Origin of the sequence: Nitrosovibrio sp. Nv4, from assembly GCF_900215485.1 — a bacterium.
Lineage (GTDB): Bacteria > Pseudomonadota > Gammaproteobacteria > Burkholderiales > Nitrosomonadaceae > Nitrosospira.
In genome coordinates this window covers 816,380-831,393 of record NZ_OCMZ01000002.1, presented here as the reverse complement: position 1 = coordinate 831,393, position 15,014 = coordinate 816,380, and the positions used below count along the sequence as shown (strand labels likewise).

The 15,014-nt window shown below is 54.0% G+C and carries 15 protein-coding genes; 9 read left to right on the top strand and 6 right to left on the bottom strand.

What is annotated here, in order from left to right:
* Positions 1-193: 193 nt before the first annotated feature.
* The 4 genes from CRO05_RS11960 (at position 194) to CRO05_RS11945 (ending at position 3,250) form a co-directional block, all read left to right on the top strand.
* Positions 194-613, top strand: coding sequence for a rubrerythrin family protein (locus CRO05_RS11960; RefSeq protein ID WP_090878637.1), 420 nt, complete (start codon positions 194-196; stop codon positions 611-613).
* A 106-nt stretch (positions 614-719) separates the two neighbouring features.
* Positions 720-2,057 carry a heterodisulfide reductase-related iron-sulfur binding cluster gene (locus tag CRO05_RS11955; protein ID WP_097067964.1) on the top strand — a complete coding sequence of 446 codons (1,338 nt, stop codon included), beginning with the start codon at positions 720-722 and terminating at the stop codon, positions 2,055-2,057.
* A gap of 77 nt (positions 2,058-2,134) precedes the next feature.
* On the top strand, positions 2,135-2,725 hold the full coding sequence (locus CRO05_RS11950; RefSeq protein WP_097067380.1) for a DUF3501 family protein: 591 nt from the start codon (positions 2,135-2,137) through the stop codon (positions 2,723-2,725).
* Between the two features lie 6 nt (positions 2,726-2,731).
* A complete protein-coding gene (locus CRO05_RS11945) occupies positions 2,732-3,250 on the top strand; it encodes a CNP1-like family protein (protein ID WP_097067379.1) in 519 nt (172 codons plus the stop codon).
* A 26-nt stretch (positions 3,251-3,276) separates the two neighbouring features.
* Here the strand turns inward: CRO05_RS11945 and CRO05_RS11940 are convergent, their stop codons facing one another.
* The 6 genes from CRO05_RS11940 to CRO05_RS11915 all read right to left on the bottom strand — a co-directional run bounded on the left by CRO05_RS11940 (position 3,277) and on the right by CRO05_RS11915 (position 11,690).
* A complete protein-coding gene (locus CRO05_RS11940) occupies positions 3,277-4,026 on the bottom strand; it encodes an MBL fold metallo-hydrolase (RefSeq protein WP_097067378.1) in 750 nt (249 codons plus the stop codon).
* A gap of 112 nt (positions 4,027-4,138) precedes the next feature.
* Complete coding sequence (locus CRO05_RS11935) at positions 4,139-4,471, bottom strand: beta-lactamase hydrolase domain-containing protein (protein WP_097067377.1); 333 nt, start codon at positions 4,469-4,471, stop codon at positions 4,139-4,141.
* A gap of 51 nt (positions 4,472-4,522) precedes the next feature.
* Positions 4,523-5,641: a glutamate 5-kinase gene (proB, locus tag CRO05_RS11930; protein WP_097067376.1), complete on the bottom strand. Its 1,119-nt coding sequence runs from the start codon at positions 5,639-5,641 to the stop codon at positions 4,523-4,525.
* Between the two features lie 172 nt (positions 5,642-5,813).
* Positions 5,814-9,005 carry an efflux RND transporter permease subunit gene (locus CRO05_RS11925; protein WP_097067375.1) on the bottom strand — a complete coding sequence of 1,064 codons (3,192 nt, stop codon included), beginning with the start codon at positions 9,003-9,005 and terminating at the stop codon, positions 5,814-5,816.
* Between the two features lie 58 nt (positions 9,006-9,063).
* Positions 9,064-10,269 (bottom strand): efflux RND transporter periplasmic adaptor subunit, encoded by a 1,206-nt coding sequence (locus CRO05_RS11920; protein ID WP_181319784.1) that lies wholly within the window; start codon positions 10,267-10,269, stop codon positions 9,064-9,066.
* 44 nt (positions 10,270-10,313) lie between these two features.
* Positions 10,314-11,690, bottom strand: a complete 1,377-nt coding sequence (locus CRO05_RS11915; protein WP_097067962.1) for an efflux transporter outer membrane subunit — start codon at positions 11,688-11,690, stop codon at positions 10,314-10,316.
* Between the two features lie 319 nt (positions 11,691-12,009).
* Between CRO05_RS11915 and CRO05_RS11910 the strand changes: the two genes are divergently transcribed.
* The 5 genes from CRO05_RS11910 (at position 12,010) to CRO05_RS11890 (ending at position 14,987) form a co-directional block, all read left to right on the top strand.
* Positions 12,010-12,519 (top strand): RNA polymerase factor sigma-70, encoded by a 510-nt coding sequence (locus CRO05_RS11910; RefSeq protein ID WP_097067374.1) that lies wholly within the window; start codon positions 12,010-12,012, stop codon positions 12,517-12,519.
* Between the two features lie 143 nt (positions 12,520-12,662).
* Positions 12,663-12,863, top strand: coding sequence for a DUF4880 domain-containing protein (locus tag CRO05_RS11905; protein WP_097067373.1), 201 nt, complete (start codon positions 12,663-12,665; stop codon positions 12,861-12,863).
* Positions 12,864-13,301: 438 nt separating this feature from the next.
* On the top strand, positions 13,302-13,532 hold the full coding sequence (locus CRO05_RS11900) for an MbtH family protein (protein ID WP_097067372.1): 231 nt from the start codon (positions 13,302-13,304) through the stop codon (positions 13,530-13,532).
* Positions 13,532-14,278 (top strand): thioesterase II family protein, encoded by a 747-nt coding sequence (locus CRO05_RS11895; RefSeq protein ID WP_097067371.1) that lies wholly within the window; start codon positions 13,532-13,534, stop codon positions 14,276-14,278. The genes CRO05_RS11900 and CRO05_RS11895 overlap by 1 nt, the downstream gene beginning before the upstream one ends.
* Complete coding sequence (locus CRO05_RS11890; RefSeq protein ID WP_097067370.1) at positions 14,247-14,987, top strand: 4'-phosphopantetheinyl transferase superfamily protein; 741 nt, start codon at positions 14,247-14,249, stop codon at positions 14,985-14,987. Before CRO05_RS11895 ends, CRO05_RS11890 begins: the two co-directional genes overlap by 32 nt.
* Positions 14,988-15,014 lie beyond the last annotated feature (27 nt).

Sequence of the window (15,014 nt, the reverse complement as noted above, 5' to 3'; positions counted from 1 at the left end):
TAATAAGCCGATGTAATAAGGCCGCGAGCCGGACGGTTGACAAGTCAAGCCTCCTTCGATAGTCTCATATGGTTTAGCTGGCTGATATCAGACAGCTTGTTTTCACACGATTTTGGCCGAGCGGGATCCGGGAAGTCCCGCGAAAGCCTGATCAGTTTGACCATTGGCAACTTGAACTAACAGGAGGAAATACATGGAACTTAAAGGATCTAAAACTGAAGAAAACTTGAAAGCAGCTTTTGCCGGAGAATCTCAGGCAAACCGCCGCTATCTCTATTTCGCAAACAAAGCGGCTGTTGAAGGTCAGGACGATGTGGCAAACATATTCCGCACTACGGCTGAAGGGGAAACCGGGCATGCCCATGGTCATCTGGAATATCTGGAAACTTGCGGTGATCCCGCTACGGGCATGCCTTTCGGCTCATCTCGAGCCAATCTGCAAACAGCCATAGCCGGCGAAACGCATGAATACACCGATATGTATCCCGGTATGGCCAAGTCTGCGCGGGAGGAGGGTTTCGATGAAATCGCCGACTGGTTCGAGACGCTAGGCAAGGCCGAGCGTTCACACGCCAACCGTTTCCAGAAGGTATTGGATAATCTGATCGAGTAAGGGTAAGCCGGGATAAAGAGCCGGATTGAATGCTTCAATTCGATCCGGCGGTTTTAATACTCCGAATTTCCGTCTATTTTATTTCCCATCTTATTTCCCTATCGCCATGGCCCAAGAAGGCAGCCTGGAGCCACCAAAGCGTCATCCGATCGACTGGGAGAACCCGGATTTTTATGACGAGCCCTTGCTATTCAGCGAGATGGAGCGCGTCTTTGACATCTGCCATGGTTGCCGCCGTTGCGTAAACCTGTGCACGGCGTTTCCGCGGTTGTTTGATCTCATCGATGAGGGAACGACCGGTGAACTGGATGGGGTGGAGAAGACAAAATACTGGGAGATAGCGGACCGTTGCTATCTTTGCGACATGTGTTTCATGTCAAAATGCCCTTACGTTCCCCCTCATCCATGGAATGTTGACTTCCCGCACCTGATGCTGCGCGCCAAAGCGGTCAAGCATAAAAAGGGCAACGTCCGTTTCCGCGATAAGCTGCTTTCCAGTACCGATGCGGTTGGCAAGCTTGCCAGTATTCCAGTAGTGGTGCAGGCGGTAAATGCCTTTAACAAGGCGCCCGCTGCCCGCAAGCTGATGGATAATGTGCTTGGTATTCACTCGCAGCGGAAACTGCCGGATTACGATAGCCATAAGTTCCGTCCGAATGCCCGGATCAATTCATCACATGAAGTTCGCGACGGCGACCGGACATCGGGCAAAGCGGCAATTTATTCCACCTGCTACGTCAACTATAATGAGCCGGGCATAGGCCACGATTTATTGAAAATACTTGACCATAATGAAATTCCCGTGTGCCTGGTGGAAAGGGAAGCCTGTTGTGGAATGCCAAAGCTGGAACTGGGCGATCTGGACGCGGTGAAAGAACTTAAAAACAGGAATATTCTTCCGCTGGCGAAACTTGCCAAAGAAGGGTACGCGATACTTACGCCTGTACCTTCATGCACGCTCATGTACAAGCAGGAATTGCCACTTATGTTTCCTCGGGATGAGGATGTGAAAGCGGTGGCGGCGGCAATGTTCGATCCCTTTGAATACCTTATGTTACGGAATCGGGACGGCCTGTTGAAGACCGATTTTAAAAAGTCCCTCGGTAAAGTTTCCTACCACATCCCCTGCCATTTGCGCGTGCAGAATATCGGGCAGAAGACCAGGGACCTGCTCCAGTTGGTTCCCGACACGAAGGTGAGCGTGGTGGAGCGCTGCTCCGGCCATGACGGCACATGGGGCGTAAAAAGCGAATATTTTGACGATTCCATGAAAATCGGCAAACCCGTGTTCAGGCAAATGGCGGCGTCCGACCCTGACTACATCAGTTCTGATTGCGCCATCGCAGGGCGCCACATTCAGCAAGGCATGGGTGAAACCACTGCGCAAAAACAGCATCCGTTAACGCTCATCCGGATTGCTTATGGACTTGATTCAAGCACCTGACTGAACGGCTGGGCGAGCAATCGACGCAGTCGAATTTCCCTTTTACCCTGCTTATCACATTATTACAGCAAAACACCATGCCTCAGATTACCCGCGACAGCCTGATGACCCTGGAAGCTTATTCCAAAGCACGGCAGGAATTCCGTGCCAAAGTGATGGCGCATAAAAAAAACCGCAAGGTTCATCTGGGAGAAAATGTAACGCTCATTTTCGAGGATGAATTGACGGTACGGTATCAAATTCAGGAAATGCTGCGGGTCGAAAAGATTTTTGATGAAGCAGGCATAAACGATGAGCTCGATTCCTATGGGCCCCTCGTTCCGGATGGCACGAACTGGAAGGCGACCATGATGATCGAATACCCGGACCCGATCGAGCGCGCCGCGAAGCTCGCGGAATTGATCGGCATAGAGGACAGGGTTTGGGTTAAAGTGAATGGCTCTGATCCGGTTTATGCGATTGCTGATGAAGATCTGGAGCGGGAAACCGAAGAAAAAACCTCGTCGATCCACTTTTTACGGTTCGAACTGGCTCCCGAGATGATAAGGGCACTGCGCCGGGATGCACCCTTGAGCATGGGCATCGACCACCGCGCCTATGAGGTTCCGGCTGAAGAAGTGGCCGAGGCGGTGCGCGACGCTTTAGTTAAAGATCTGACGGTGGACTGATACGTAATGAGCAGATTCCTTGTATTGCTGTGTTTCTTGCCGGCTGTCGTTTGTGCCCAGCAACAAAAATTCGAGTATGAATTTGATCACGAGAGACCCTGGGTCGAGCTGCAGGCACAGTTGCCTGCTTATCCCAAGGAGGAAAATCTGCTGCAGTTCGATGCCGGCCCCGTCAGCACAAATCTTCATTATGTTGACGCTCCATCCATTACAGTGGGAGAGGACGGCGTAGTGCGCTTCAGTCTCGTGGTCAAGTCACCCACGGGCGCGATGAACGTGAGCTATGAGGGAATACGCTGCCAGACCGCCGAAAAGAGAACCTATGCCTATGGCCGGAACGACGAAACCTGGATGCGGGCAAGATTGTCGAAATGGATTGATCTTGAAGATATTGCCCAGAACTACGCCCACCGTGCACTCTACAGATACTTTTTCTGCCCGCTTGGCATTCACAGGGTAAAGGATGCGGATGAGGCTATTGACGCGTTGAAAGCGGGCGTCCACCCGAAGGCGGTCCGGTATTAGGTGGAGGCAAAGCCTCATTCCCGAGTTTACCCCTGCGGACTGTCGGTCATGTGTAGACAATAATTCTGCAGATTGTCGGGCAGGTCATCCGGACAAATACCGCACCGCCGGTTTCCCGGAACCGCGTAATCGATAAACTTCGGCGGTGGCAGATCGAGGGTTGCCATGATCTTTTCGAACTCCTCCAGAGTATGGCTGATTCCCAGGCGGGGATTACGCTTCTTTTCCTGTGCAATAGAAGAGACCCGTTTGTCGTTATAGTCATGCGCGGGATATACCAGACAGTCATCCGGCAAGGAAAACAGTTTTTCCCTTACACTCTTGAACAAGGTTCTCGCATCCCCGTTTTGAAAATCGGTGCGGCCGCATCCATCGATAAGTAAAGCATCCCCGGTAAATACCCGTTCATTGCATATATATGCAAAGTGTCCATCGGTATGCCCGGGCGTGTGCAGCGGCTGCAATGTTATACTTCCTATCTGGAGGAGCTTGCCTTCTTCAATGCCAAAATCCGTGCAAGGTAGCCGGTCGAAAGCAGGCCCGGCGATTTTGCTGCCGGCCTGCTTTTTCAGTTCGAGTGCGGCGGTGATGTGATCTGCGTGGATATGTGTTTCTACACTATAGGCCAATGTCAGCCCGAGGCGTTGTACCTCGCCCAGATCGCGCTCCAGTGACGTAATAACCGGATCAATCAACAAGGCCTGCCCGGTTTCCTCGCACCCCAGCAGATAGGTGTAGGTGCTGGATAAAGGCTCGAATAGCTGGCGAAATATCATGGCGCCCCTTCTTATCCCGTTACTGCCGTGGCATAGTATAAGCGGGATAAGCGGTCATAGCGGCCATAGCCCCTGTGGCTGCCTTACCTTGCCAAACCCGGGCTCTGCTTTCTCACCGCGCTCGCTCATAGAGCGTCTTCGAGCGAATTCCAAGGCGGCAATACCCCAGGATGGGGCCGGGCAGTTCGCTGACAAGCATTTTGAATTGAGCGACGTGTGCCTCATTTATTTGTCCTGGCGCGACCGGCAGATAGCCGAATTCGATGCCCAGTTTTTTTGCTTCTGCCTCGAGCAGATTGTGATCCGGGTGAGCGCCACCGTCCTCATTATCCGGTCGGTTACAGATCACACTTCTGAAACCGGCCGCTTTGATATCAATCAGATCCTCGACGCTGATCTGTGGACTGGTCGAAAAATTATCGTCAATTGCAGTGCGCGGCTTCATTAAAATTCCTCAGAGTAATATTGGACACCGTAAATATTCTACGTCAGTTCCTTACAGCAGAACCAGGTTATCCCTATGGATGAGTTCGGGTTCACCAACATAACCCAGGATAGCCTCGATTTCGTTACTTGCTCGCCGCAGAATTCGCCGGGTTTCCGCAGCATTGTAATTAACAAGCCCACGCGCGATTTCCCTTCCGTGGGGATCAAGGCAGCCGACGACTTCTCCGCGTTCGAAATTACCGCTGATATTTACCACACCTATCGATAGGAGGCTTTTGCCACCGGCGGCGAGCGCTTCCACCGCACCTTCGTCGAGCATGACATTTCCGCGTATTTGCAGGTGATCGGCAAGCCATTGTTTGCGAGCAGCCAGTGTCATAGTCTCCGCCAGCAGTTGCGTGCCAATGGTTTCTCCCTGAGCGAGACGAATCAGGACGTCAGTCTCATGTCCTGATGCAATCACGGTATGGGCGCCGCTGCGCGCCGCGCGTTTGGCAGCCATCACTTTGGTCAGCATGCCGCCGCGCCCGATATCGCTCCCCGCGCCGCCTGCCATGGCTTCGATGGCAGGATCACCAGCCCTGGCCTCATCCACCAGTCTGGCTTGCATGTCCTTGCGCGGGTCGGCGGTAAATAACCCGCCTTGATCGGTGAGAATCACCAGTACATCCGCCTCTATCAGGTTGGTTACCAATGCGGCCAGGGTATCGTTATCGCCAAAACGGATTTCATCGGTTGCCACCGTGTCGTTCTCATTGATGACCGGGATCACATTCAGGCTTAGCAGTGTAACCAGTGTCGAGCGGGCGTTAAGATACCGCTTTCGGTCGGACAAATCCTCATGAGTAAGCAGCACCTGCGCAGCATGCATTTCGTGGCGGCGAAAACAGCTTTCATAGGCCTGTACCAGCCCCATTTGCCCGACGGCGGCAGCGGCCTGTAGTTCGTGCAGCGCATGAGGGCGTTTTTTCCATTTCAGGCGCTGCATACCTTCCGCTATCGCGCCTGAAGAGACCAGCACGACCTCCTTGCCCATTTTCTTGAGCTTGGCGATTTGCTCCGCCCAGCGTGCGAGCGCGGCATGATCCAGCCCCTGTCCCTGGTTGGTGACGAGGCTGCTGCCAACCTTGATAACGATACGCCGCGACTGTTTTACGATAGGTTCCATATCTGACTCTGCACCATGAGTACGTGACTCACGCTCTGACTTCTGAATAAATACTCCGGATCATTTCGAGTGTGGGACATTGGGCTGGCAACAAGAATCTGGTCAAACCAGGCAGGCAATCAAATGGGAAATCACGTGGGGGAGGTGAATAGTATAAGCCCTGCCATTCTCTTTATAAAGACGGCCTCGAGCGAAGGGGCAAACTGGACGGTGACAACCATGATTTCTCTACAATTGCATAGCAGACAGGCGTCAGTATCAGGCTGGCGGTCATGCCAACCAATAGGCCAACGGTTAAGGAGAGGGTCATCGGGACCAGAAACTGGGCCTGCTCACTGGTTTCCAGCAGAATGGGGAGAAACCCGACAAAGTTGGTGAGGAACGCCAGAAGGATGGGCCGAAAGCGAGCGGTACAGGCTTCGAGGATGAGTGTTGCCACCGGTTGACCCGTGCTTTCGCGTTTCTGGACATAATCCAGCAGTACAAGACTATCATTCACTACTACACCGCTGGCGGCGATCATGCCGACCAGGGATTCCATGGACAGTGGCAAGCCGATCAGCCAGTGCGCCCACACTGCGCCGCTCCAGGCAACGGGCGCGCCCAGCAGGAAGATCAGCGGTTTGACATAGGAACGAAATGGAATCGCTATCAAAGCATAGATTACCGTCAAAGCCGCAGCGGTAAACAATACGAGCGTCCGGGCAGTGTCCTCCTGCTCCTGGCGTTCTTCACCGATGTTGACATCCAGTCCGGGAAACTGCCGCTTTATCTGGGGGATTTCTTCCGCTGCCAGACCGGCATAGATCGCATTGACGTCTGTCATCCTGGGGTCCACCTGCGCCTGGATTTTCAGGATGCGCTGCCGGCTCTGGCGGAGGAGCTTTGCCTGTCCAGGCATCAGATCAATTTCTGCAAGAGTCCCCAAAGGGGCCTGTGCCCCATTGGGCAGGCGAATCGGAAGGCTCTGCAGATCATCCAGAGACTGTCTTTCACTTCGAGGCAGCCGTACCATCACCTTGACTTCGTTACGCCCTCTTTGAAACCGGTGCACCTCGTCACCGTAATAGGCATGCCGCATTTGTTCGGCGACGTCTTCCAGGCGCACCCCCAGGCGTTCGGCTTCAGGCTTCACGCGGAGGCGAACTTCCGGCTTTCCGGGTTCGGCGGAATCCACCACATCATATACACCCGGGTAGCTCGCCAGCTTCTGTTTGAGCTGTGCTACCGCCGAGCTCAAGACCGCTGAATCAGAATGGCCCAGATCGAATTCAATATCGTAGGGAAGATCGCCTTCCTTGTAGAGGAAATCAATCTTGGCGCGACCGATGTCGCCGATACGCTTGCGCCATTCCCTGATGAAATCCTCGACGACGATATGCCGACGTCCTGCTGGCGACAATTCGGTCCAGAAACCGGCACTGTGCTCCGAGATTATCGTTTCTATACCGACGATCACGCTTTGTTGAATGTCCGAATCATGAACCCTGGCTTTTCTGTCGACTTCGTCCCGGATTTCCAGCAATGACCGTTCCACTTTTTCCGCGATCCTGCGGGTTTCGCTGTATGGCGTATCTTGAGGTAATTTCAGATAGACCCAGAAGCTGCCTTTTGTCACGTCTGCCTGCAAGGAAAGCCGGACGTGACCCCCGGCCACCAGTGCGGCCGCGAGCATCAGCAGGGCGGCAAAAGCGGCAATGGTGAGATAACGCCAAGCGAGGGCTTTTTCAAGTAACGGCTCATAAACCCGGTGAATAAAATTCTGCAAACCATGATTGAGAGCCCGGCGCAGCCGCATCAGTGTAGTAGGGGATGAGGGCGGTTTTGAGGGTACCGCGAGATGAGCGGGCAAGATCAGGAGTGCTTCAACGAGGGAGAATACCAGGGTCAGAATCATCACCAGACAGATCGGTCTCATCATCTGGCCAGCCCATCCGGGCAGGAACAGGCCGGGCAGGAAGGCGACAAGGGCGATCATCACAGCCAGGACAACCGGCAGGGCAACCTCGCGGGCGCCCAAAACGGCGGCCTCAAGATATGCCAGATTTTTCAGGGTTTCAGCCATAAAAGGCGACTCCTTGCCGGATTCCGGCAAGCCGGCGGCATCCGCCGCTTCCTGTTTTGCATAAATGGATTCTCCGATGATAATGGCATCATCCACCAGAATTCCCATAGCCAGCAGGAAACCGAATAACGATAGCATGTTAAGGGACACATCCAGCGCCGGCATCAGCCAGAAAGCGCCGAATATCGAGGTAAGGATCCCGATGCCAGCCCAGATGGCCACCTTGAGATGGAGGAATAGAGTCAGTATGAGGCAAACCAGCACGAAGCCGGTCAGCCCATCCTCAAGCAAGGTTCCGATGCGTTCTTCATATGCCTGGGAGTCGTCCCACCAGGTGGTCAGCCCCACACCCCGTGGCAGTTCCGCCTTCTTTTCCGCTACATAAGCCTTGACTCGCCGCGCCACTTCAACGGTATCTTTTTCCGCATGAATTTCCCAGCCTTGCGCCGTTTCCCCGTTATGGTGCCATTCCGACAGACGCTCTTCCAGACCGTCCTTGACGATTGCCACGTCGCGAAGCAGTATCCGGCTGCCATCGGCATTGGTGCGAACTACCAGGTTTCCCGCTGAAACGTTATCCTGGGCCTTACCTTTAACGCGAAGCAATAGTTCGCCCATCGGATTCTTCATGACTCCGCCAGGCAGATCTATCGAAGCGCGCCGGACTGTCTCGGTAACCTCATTCAACGATATACCGTATTGGCGCAACCGTTCCGAAGAGACCTCGATAGCAAGCTCATAAGGCAGATCATAATAATTATGCGCGCGGGTAACACCCGGGATTTGCGACAATTCATTCTGAATTCGATCGCTGAGGCGCTTGAGGGTAAGTTGATCGGTGGGGCCATGTAGCGCCACCCAGATCACGCCATCGTCACCGATGCGGTTGGCGGGCTGTACGTCTATTTTTTCCAGGCCCTTAGGCAAACGCTGTACGGCTTGTACTCGCCCGCGCACTGCGTTCATGACCTGATCCTTATTGTAACTTGGCAATACCGCCAGCTTGACGGTGCACTCACCCTCGATAATTTCCGAATTCAGCCGCTTTACACCCGGTAAATCGTAGATTGCCTCCTCGATCCGGATGCAAACCGACTCCTCGATTTCCAGGGGTCCCGCCCCGGGATAAGTTGCCTTGACTTCGACCTGATGGGGCATGAAACGGGGAAACACTTCCTTGTCCATCAGCATCAGGCTGCCGGCTCCACCAAGCAGTATCAGCCACATCAGCAGATTGGCGGCAACAGGATTGCCGGCAAACCAGGCAATTGGCCCGGATGAAGGCGAAGCGGAAGTCATTTTCTTCACTTGAAGAAATGCCCGCTGAGCAAACCGAGCGGGGATAGCGGGAAATGGCTCACGGCGTTCCGCCGGCGGTGGATGTGGCGGTTGCGGCCTTTTCAAATTTTTGCTCTGGTCTTGCAGCCTGGATCTTCACTTTCATGCCTTCGATCGGTATGTCGATCCCGGCAATCACCACCCGGTCGCCGGTGTTCAGGCCACTTTTTACCAGGATACGATCCGGCTCGTTACGCAGGATGTCGAGGCGGCGAATATGCAGCCGATCTTCCGCATCGACCCACAATGCCTCCCGCGCGCCGTTGACAGCGCCCGGCGGTAGTACAAATACATCCGATTGTTCTCGTCCTTCGATTTCCGCCTTAACGAACAATCCCGGCATGAGCGGCGGCTGGCCTGTTTCTCCTGCATAAGGATTATTTATCTCGGCCACGGCGTGAAGCAGTCCGGTTTCCTCATCCAGCGCCCCCTCGGCACGGACGATGCGGCCTTCCCAATGCCGCAGGGCGCCGGCCAGCTCTGCGCTCAAGACGACTTTCGGACCTGTTTCCGGTTTGCTGTTGCGATGGTCCAGGAGGAGATCGAGATATGCTAGCTGATCGGTAGCAAGCGGCAGACGCACCTGGGCGACATCAATGGCATAAAGACGAGCCAGTTTTTGGCCGGGCTGAACGTATTGCCCGAGACCGATATGCTTGTTCCGCACTCTTCCGGTAAACGGTGCACGCCACTCGCACCGGCTACGCTGTAATCGAGCCTTGATCAGATCGGCTTGCGCAGCCTTCAATTTGGCGTGTGCTTCCGCCAATTGCGGCTCGCGCAGGGTCAACGGCGTAGGTTGTCCTTCGCCAAGAACCTTCCATTCGTTGCGCGCCTGCTCCGTCTGGGCTTCTTCCATGGCAACCTGCCGCTCGGCTTCGGCGATCCGGGCAAGCGCCTGCGCGATTGCATAGTCATAATCGCGCGGATCTACCGTGATCAATATATCGCCGGCTTCGAAAAACCCCCCCGCCACGAGGCTGGGGTGGAGTCGGATGATTTGCCCCGCTACCTCGGGCACCAGGTCGATCTCGGTACGCGGCACGACGACGCCCTGTGATTGAATGCTGAGTCTGAGTGTCCGGGGCTCGACGCTGATTACCTGAACCACCGGCGTGTCACTCCCTGGTAACTCGGATTTTGCTTGCGGGCGATGAATGACAATGGCCCATGAAATACTGATGCCGGCCAATACGACAAGAATGGGAATAATAACTTTGAGCATGCTTTTTCTTGTCAAATTTTTCAGCACACCTGATTCCCTAATTTTCAAATGCCGCCTCCCAACGCCAGAAAAAGATTGATTCGATTGCTGAGAAGTTGTCGCTTGACGGATAGATGAGCACTCTGCGCAATCAGGGTGCTACGATAACTGTCCAGCAATGTAAGGATTTCGATATATCCTAGCTGGTAGGAATAGACCGCCAGTTTGCGGCTGGCTTCGGTTTGCTCAACGGCTTTTCGCAAAGCCTTTTCCTCTTCCCGCAACCACTCATCCGCGGCAAGTACCTGCTCCACCTCCCTGAAGGCGTTAAGTGCCGCATCCTTGTATAGATTAAGCGCTTGCTCGGCTTGAGCTTTATTAAGCTGAATCTCACCCTGAATTCGCCCCCCGGTGAACAACGGTTGGGCTAAGCCAATAATCACATTCCAGGCCAGCGCCCGGGGGTCGACCAGGTCGGTCAACGCGGCGCTGCGCATTCCTCCAGCAGCAGTCAGCGCAACCCGAGGCAGCAATAATTTCCTTGTACCTTGCAACCGTGAGTCGGCCGATCGCAGGCGATCAAATGCCGCGACAAGATCGGGCCGTCTTTCCAACAGTTCTGAAGGCAGTCCGGCGGGCATACTTGGAGGAGGCTCCGGCAGTTCGTATGTTTCCGGCAGGGCTCCGGTCGGATAGCGCCCTAGCAGAACCTCAAGCCCGCGCGTAATAATCTGGATCCGGTTGCGTGACTGGGTGAGTTCAGCTTCCGCGGTGGCAAGATCGGTGAGCGCGAGACGCACATCGAGCGCTTTTGTCAATCCGCGCGCAAAGCGTCCCCGTACCAGGTCGACTATAATACCTCGATCCTTCACTGATTGCTCGGCCACAGCCGCTTGCAGCCTGGCTTCGGCCAGCTCGAAATAGCCCTGCGCTACCCGGGCGGCAAGAGACAAACGGGCGCCATGAAAATCGGCTGCCGTCGCATCCGCCTCTCTTATTGCGGCTGTCTTCAAGTCATTTATTCGTCCCCAGACATCCAGCTCCCAACTCAGGCTGAATACGGCTTCGAAAACGCTGAAACGTGGCGAACCGAATCCCGCATTGCGGACCTGGGCGTGCTGGTAACCCGGAATCAGGAAAAGCTGCGGCCATCGTGCAGCCCCATCAATGCGGGCCTGGGCTACCGCAGCCTTTACCCGCGCTGCCGCGGCCTTCAGTTCATAGTTCTCCTCCAGCGCGTTATTCACCAAGGCGCTCAGGCTGGGATCCCCAAATGTTTCGACCCAATTCTCGAATGCCGGTTGGGGGGATTCGCTACTCGCGCGCCACCGGTCCGGTATTGCAGCGCCCACATTTTCGGCGTGCCGCTGCGGCGCTGTTTTGCAGCCCCCGATACTAACCAGGAAGATCGAAATAATGCTTATCGCAATTATCTTTGGCATTTCGCCTGAGCGGATTTTGAGAGGGATACGATAGCGATATTCCCTGTTAATAAACATTACCATCCGCACATTTCCGTCCGAGAATGGTGTGAATTGGACGATTGTAGCGCCAGATCAGCTTGAGCGCGCGCTCCTGGCGATGCGGCCGAGGCTTCTATCCTGTTTTATCAATAATTCCATGTAAAAAAACTAGACGAATCAACCGCTGGGCTATAGCAACTAACATCCGGCAAATTCATCCATATTGTAAAACAAAAACTGTTATATGATAATACGAATGGTTCTCGTTATTATTATATTCTAGTGAGGGATGGCAGAGATGATTGTTGAGAAGCAGGTTGAGTTAAGCGACGTGTTCATGGCTCATCGGTTGCAGCTGCGCTGGGCGGCACTGAAGATTCTGGGCAATCCGGAACGTGCCGAGGATGTCGTACAGGATGCCTACTTGAAAGTCTGCGAGGCCGCGGCGGTTTTTGATATCAAGCAACCGCTGGCGTATCTGTTCCAGATGGTTCGCAATCTGGCGATTGATCATCATCGACGCGCAGCTCTGGAAATGAATCTCTTTGAGAACGAAGACGAAGGACTGCACGTTCCATCTCTCATGGGAACCCCCGAGGCTATTGTAATCAGTCGTCAACATTTGACGCTGATCGCAAAGGCAATATCCGAGTTGCCTGAACGGACGAGGCGTGCCTTTGAGCTTCATCGCCTTGAAGGGCAAACTCATCGCGTAATTGCCGCAGAGCTGGATATCTCGACTTCCCTGGTCAACATCCTGATCCACCAGGCACTTGATCACTGTCGGGCAGCCTTCCAGTCTGCGTAATCGCACATCTTTTCTTTTTCTCCGCGCACGACGCCACATTTCTACTATACTGACTTTCGGGGCCGTTTGGCCAAACACGAAAAACCGGTGCATCCATTTGTTGGGTTTAATCGGATCAACAGCAAAGTAGATTTGTGACGGACATGCAACGAGAAGATATTGTGTGGCAAACAGCAGTGGAGTGGGTAATACGCGGACATGAATCGTTAAGTCCCGCTGATATGAAGGAGTTGATCGACTGGCTTAAGGAGGACCCGGCGAATCAGGCGGCCTACGAAGAAGCTTCGCGCCTCTGGCTGCTTACCGGTCTTGTTCCACCATCTGTCCCGCCTTCCGATAACTGAATGGCATGGTGCCTGCCTCGTTTCCTTTCATCGGTATCAGCCGGTATTTCTCTCCATTGATTCCGGTTTTTTCTATCTCGGGTTTTTCTATTGTTCTTTGACTGTCTCCCCTGACGGTAATTGACATACGGCGTATCTGCAAAAGTATTCAATGCTGTGGTGCCTCTGCCTATGGCCGAACGGCAACCCCCGCTCACGACGTCAACACTTCTCCGATCGTTCACTCCGAATAAGTTTCTCCCGCATCTTCTAAACATTCATCACTCGATTTTCCGGTTTTGGCTGCGAGTAGACGCTGCGCCGCTTGTTCAGCAGTTTTCAGGTAACACATCAATCAGTTTCCTGAATTCTTCACCCGCTGGTTCGTCTAGCTAAATAAGACTAAGACGCATTTCGCTCCTCTGAATTTTATCTGTTCATAACTTGGGAAAAATAGTCATGACGAGCTGCTTTGACCGCGAAGATGGGACATTCCGTGTTTTGGTAAACCACGAAGAACAATATTCTATCTGGCCGGCTTGGAAAGCCGTTCCGGGCGGATGGCGCGATACTGGGGTACTGGGAGATAAGAAAACCTGCCTGGAATACGTTGAAACAGTCTGGACGGACATGCGTCCCCTTAGTCTTCGGTGCTTCATGGATGAGCAACCCGTAGTTAAAGCGCCGTGATGCCTGCGCCACTAACACTATTCTGCTTGCCGTGCGCTGGCGCGAGTGCCGCCATGTATTTGCGCTGGCGACGGCAATTGCCATCCTGGCTGCAGATCCAGCCGATCGAGTTACCCGGCCGCGGCGGACGTTTGAATGAAGCGCCGGAGACGACTTTTGATGCACTCGCTCACCGTTTGTGCGATGAGCTGGAAATGTACCCGCCCCAGCGATATGCACTCTTCGGGCACAGCATGGGGGCATTGCTGGCTTATCGGATCACTCATTGCCTGCGGATGAGAAAACGCCCGCTACCTGTGGCCTTGCTGGTATCAGCCTGTGCGGCCCCTTCTCACCAGGATTGGAAACGCTATGCCGACAAGGACAGCGATGCTTCGCTCATTGCTGATCTGCGCAAACAGAATGGAACGCCGGAAGAAGTGTTTGAAAACGCCGAGCTGCTATCCATGACGCTGAGTTTGCTGGGTGCGGATTACCGCATTTGCGCAGGCTTCCATTATCGGAAGTTGCCGCCGCTACCCATCCCCATTCACGTTTTTGGCGGGCGCGCCGATGAGATCCGTCCGTCCAAGCTGGAGGCGTGGCAATTTGAAAATGACGTGAACTATTCTCTGGACTGGTTCGACGGGGGGCATTTCTTTCTCCGGCAACAGGAAGACGCCTTTCTTGCCGCTCTGGCGGATCGTTTGTCAGGCAATCCAGTCGAGGTATCGCATGTGCACAGTGCAGCGCTGGCCTCTGCCTGAGACTATTCCGCCCGGTGTTGAAGTGTGGCTACTCAAACTGGATTTACAGCTGCCTGTGCCGGATTCTGATCTATCGCTGTTAAGTGAAAACGAACGCATACGCGCCTTGCGGTACCGAAGGCAAGAAGACCAGGTGCGTTCGGCTGTGACACGGGCGGCCCTGCGAAGAATACTGGGAGCGCGGGCAATGCTGAGGCCGGACAAGCTGGACCTCGTCGTTAACTGCCATGGCAAGCCCCGTCTGCAAGACGATTTGGGGATCGAGTTCAATGTTTCACATGCCGGGTGCTTCGCGCTGATTGCGCTTTCAACCAACGGTCAGGTCGGTGTGGATATCGAAAGTCATGATGACGGGATAGACGCGAAGAGTCTGAGCCCGTATGTCTTTTCTTCGCTGGAGCGCCGATCCGGATTACGACTGGCGGACGAGGCAGAAGATTTCATTGAGCGCTGGGTGGCAAAAGAATCGGTACTAAAAGCGCTGGGGTTGGGTATTTCAGAGCATTTGCAAGCGATTTCCATCCTGCCAGGCAATGGACAATGTAATGGGCAATGCTATGAGATTGCTCACGATAATCCCGATTGGGCAGGAATAAAGGTTTGGTCCATTGAATCGCCTGTTGGTTATGCCGCCGCGCTGGCAGTGAAAAACCATGATTCATTCCTCGATTCTTGCGAGGTATCGCAGCAACATCAGGGCGCATTGTAGGGATTCAAATGCAACGCAAAGATATTG

What these genes read in the sequence shown, in the direction of transcription:
- CRO05_RS11960 (WP_090878637.1), top strand. Translation starts at nt 194, where the DNA reads ATGGAACTTAAAGGATCTAAAACTGAAGAAAACTTGAAAGCAGCTTTT.
- CRO05_RS11955 (WP_097067964.1), top strand. Translation starts at nt 720, where the DNA reads ATGGCCCAAGAAGGCAGCCTGGAGCCACCAAAGCGTCATCCGATCGAC.
- CRO05_RS11950 (WP_097067380.1), top strand. Translation starts at nt 2,135, where the DNA reads ATGCCTCAGATTACCCGCGACAGCCTGATGACCCTGGAAGCTTATTCC.
- CRO05_RS11945 (WP_097067379.1), top strand. Translation starts at nt 2,732, where the DNA reads ATGAGCAGATTCCTTGTATTGCTGTGTTTCTTGCCGGCTGTCGTTTGT.
- CRO05_RS11940 (WP_097067378.1), bottom strand. Translation starts at nt 4,026, where the DNA reads ATGATATTTCGCCAGCTATTCGAGCCTTTATCCAGCACCTACACCTAT.
- CRO05_RS11935 (WP_097067377.1), bottom strand. Translation starts at nt 4,471, where the DNA reads ATGAAGCCGCGCACTGCAATTGACGATAATTTTTCGACCAGTCCACAG.
- proB (WP_097067376.1), bottom strand. Translation starts at nt 5,641, where the DNA reads ATGGAACCTATCGTAAAACAGTCGCGGCGTATCGTTATCAAGGTTGGC.
- CRO05_RS11925 (WP_097067375.1), bottom strand. Translation starts at nt 9,005, where the DNA reads ATGACTTCCGCTTCGCCTTCATCCGGGCCAATTGCCTGGTTTGCCGGC.
- CRO05_RS11920 (WP_181319784.1), bottom strand. Translation starts at nt 10,269, where the DNA reads ATGCTCAAAGTTATTATTCCCATTCTTGTCGTATTGGCCGGCATCAGT.
- CRO05_RS11915 (WP_097067962.1), bottom strand. Translation starts at nt 11,690, where the DNA reads ATGCCAAAGATAATTGCGATAAGCATTATTTCGATCTTCCTGGTTAGT.
- CRO05_RS11910 (WP_097067374.1), top strand. Translation starts at nt 12,010, where the DNA reads ATGATTGTTGAGAAGCAGGTTGAGTTAAGCGACGTGTTCATGGCTCAT.
- CRO05_RS11905 (WP_097067373.1), top strand. Translation starts at nt 12,663, where the DNA reads ATGCAACGAGAAGATATTGTGTGGCAAACAGCAGTGGAGTGGGTAATA.
- CRO05_RS11900 (WP_097067372.1), top strand. Translation starts at nt 13,302, where the DNA reads ATGACGAGCTGCTTTGACCGCGAAGATGGGACATTCCGTGTTTTGGTA.
- CRO05_RS11895 (WP_097067371.1), top strand. Translation starts at nt 13,532, where the DNA reads ATGCCTGCGCCACTAACACTATTCTGCTTGCCGTGCGCTGGCGCGAGT.
- CRO05_RS11890 (WP_097067370.1), top strand. Translation starts at nt 14,247, where the DNA reads ATGTGCACAGTGCAGCGCTGGCCTCTGCCTGAGACTATTCCGCCCGGT.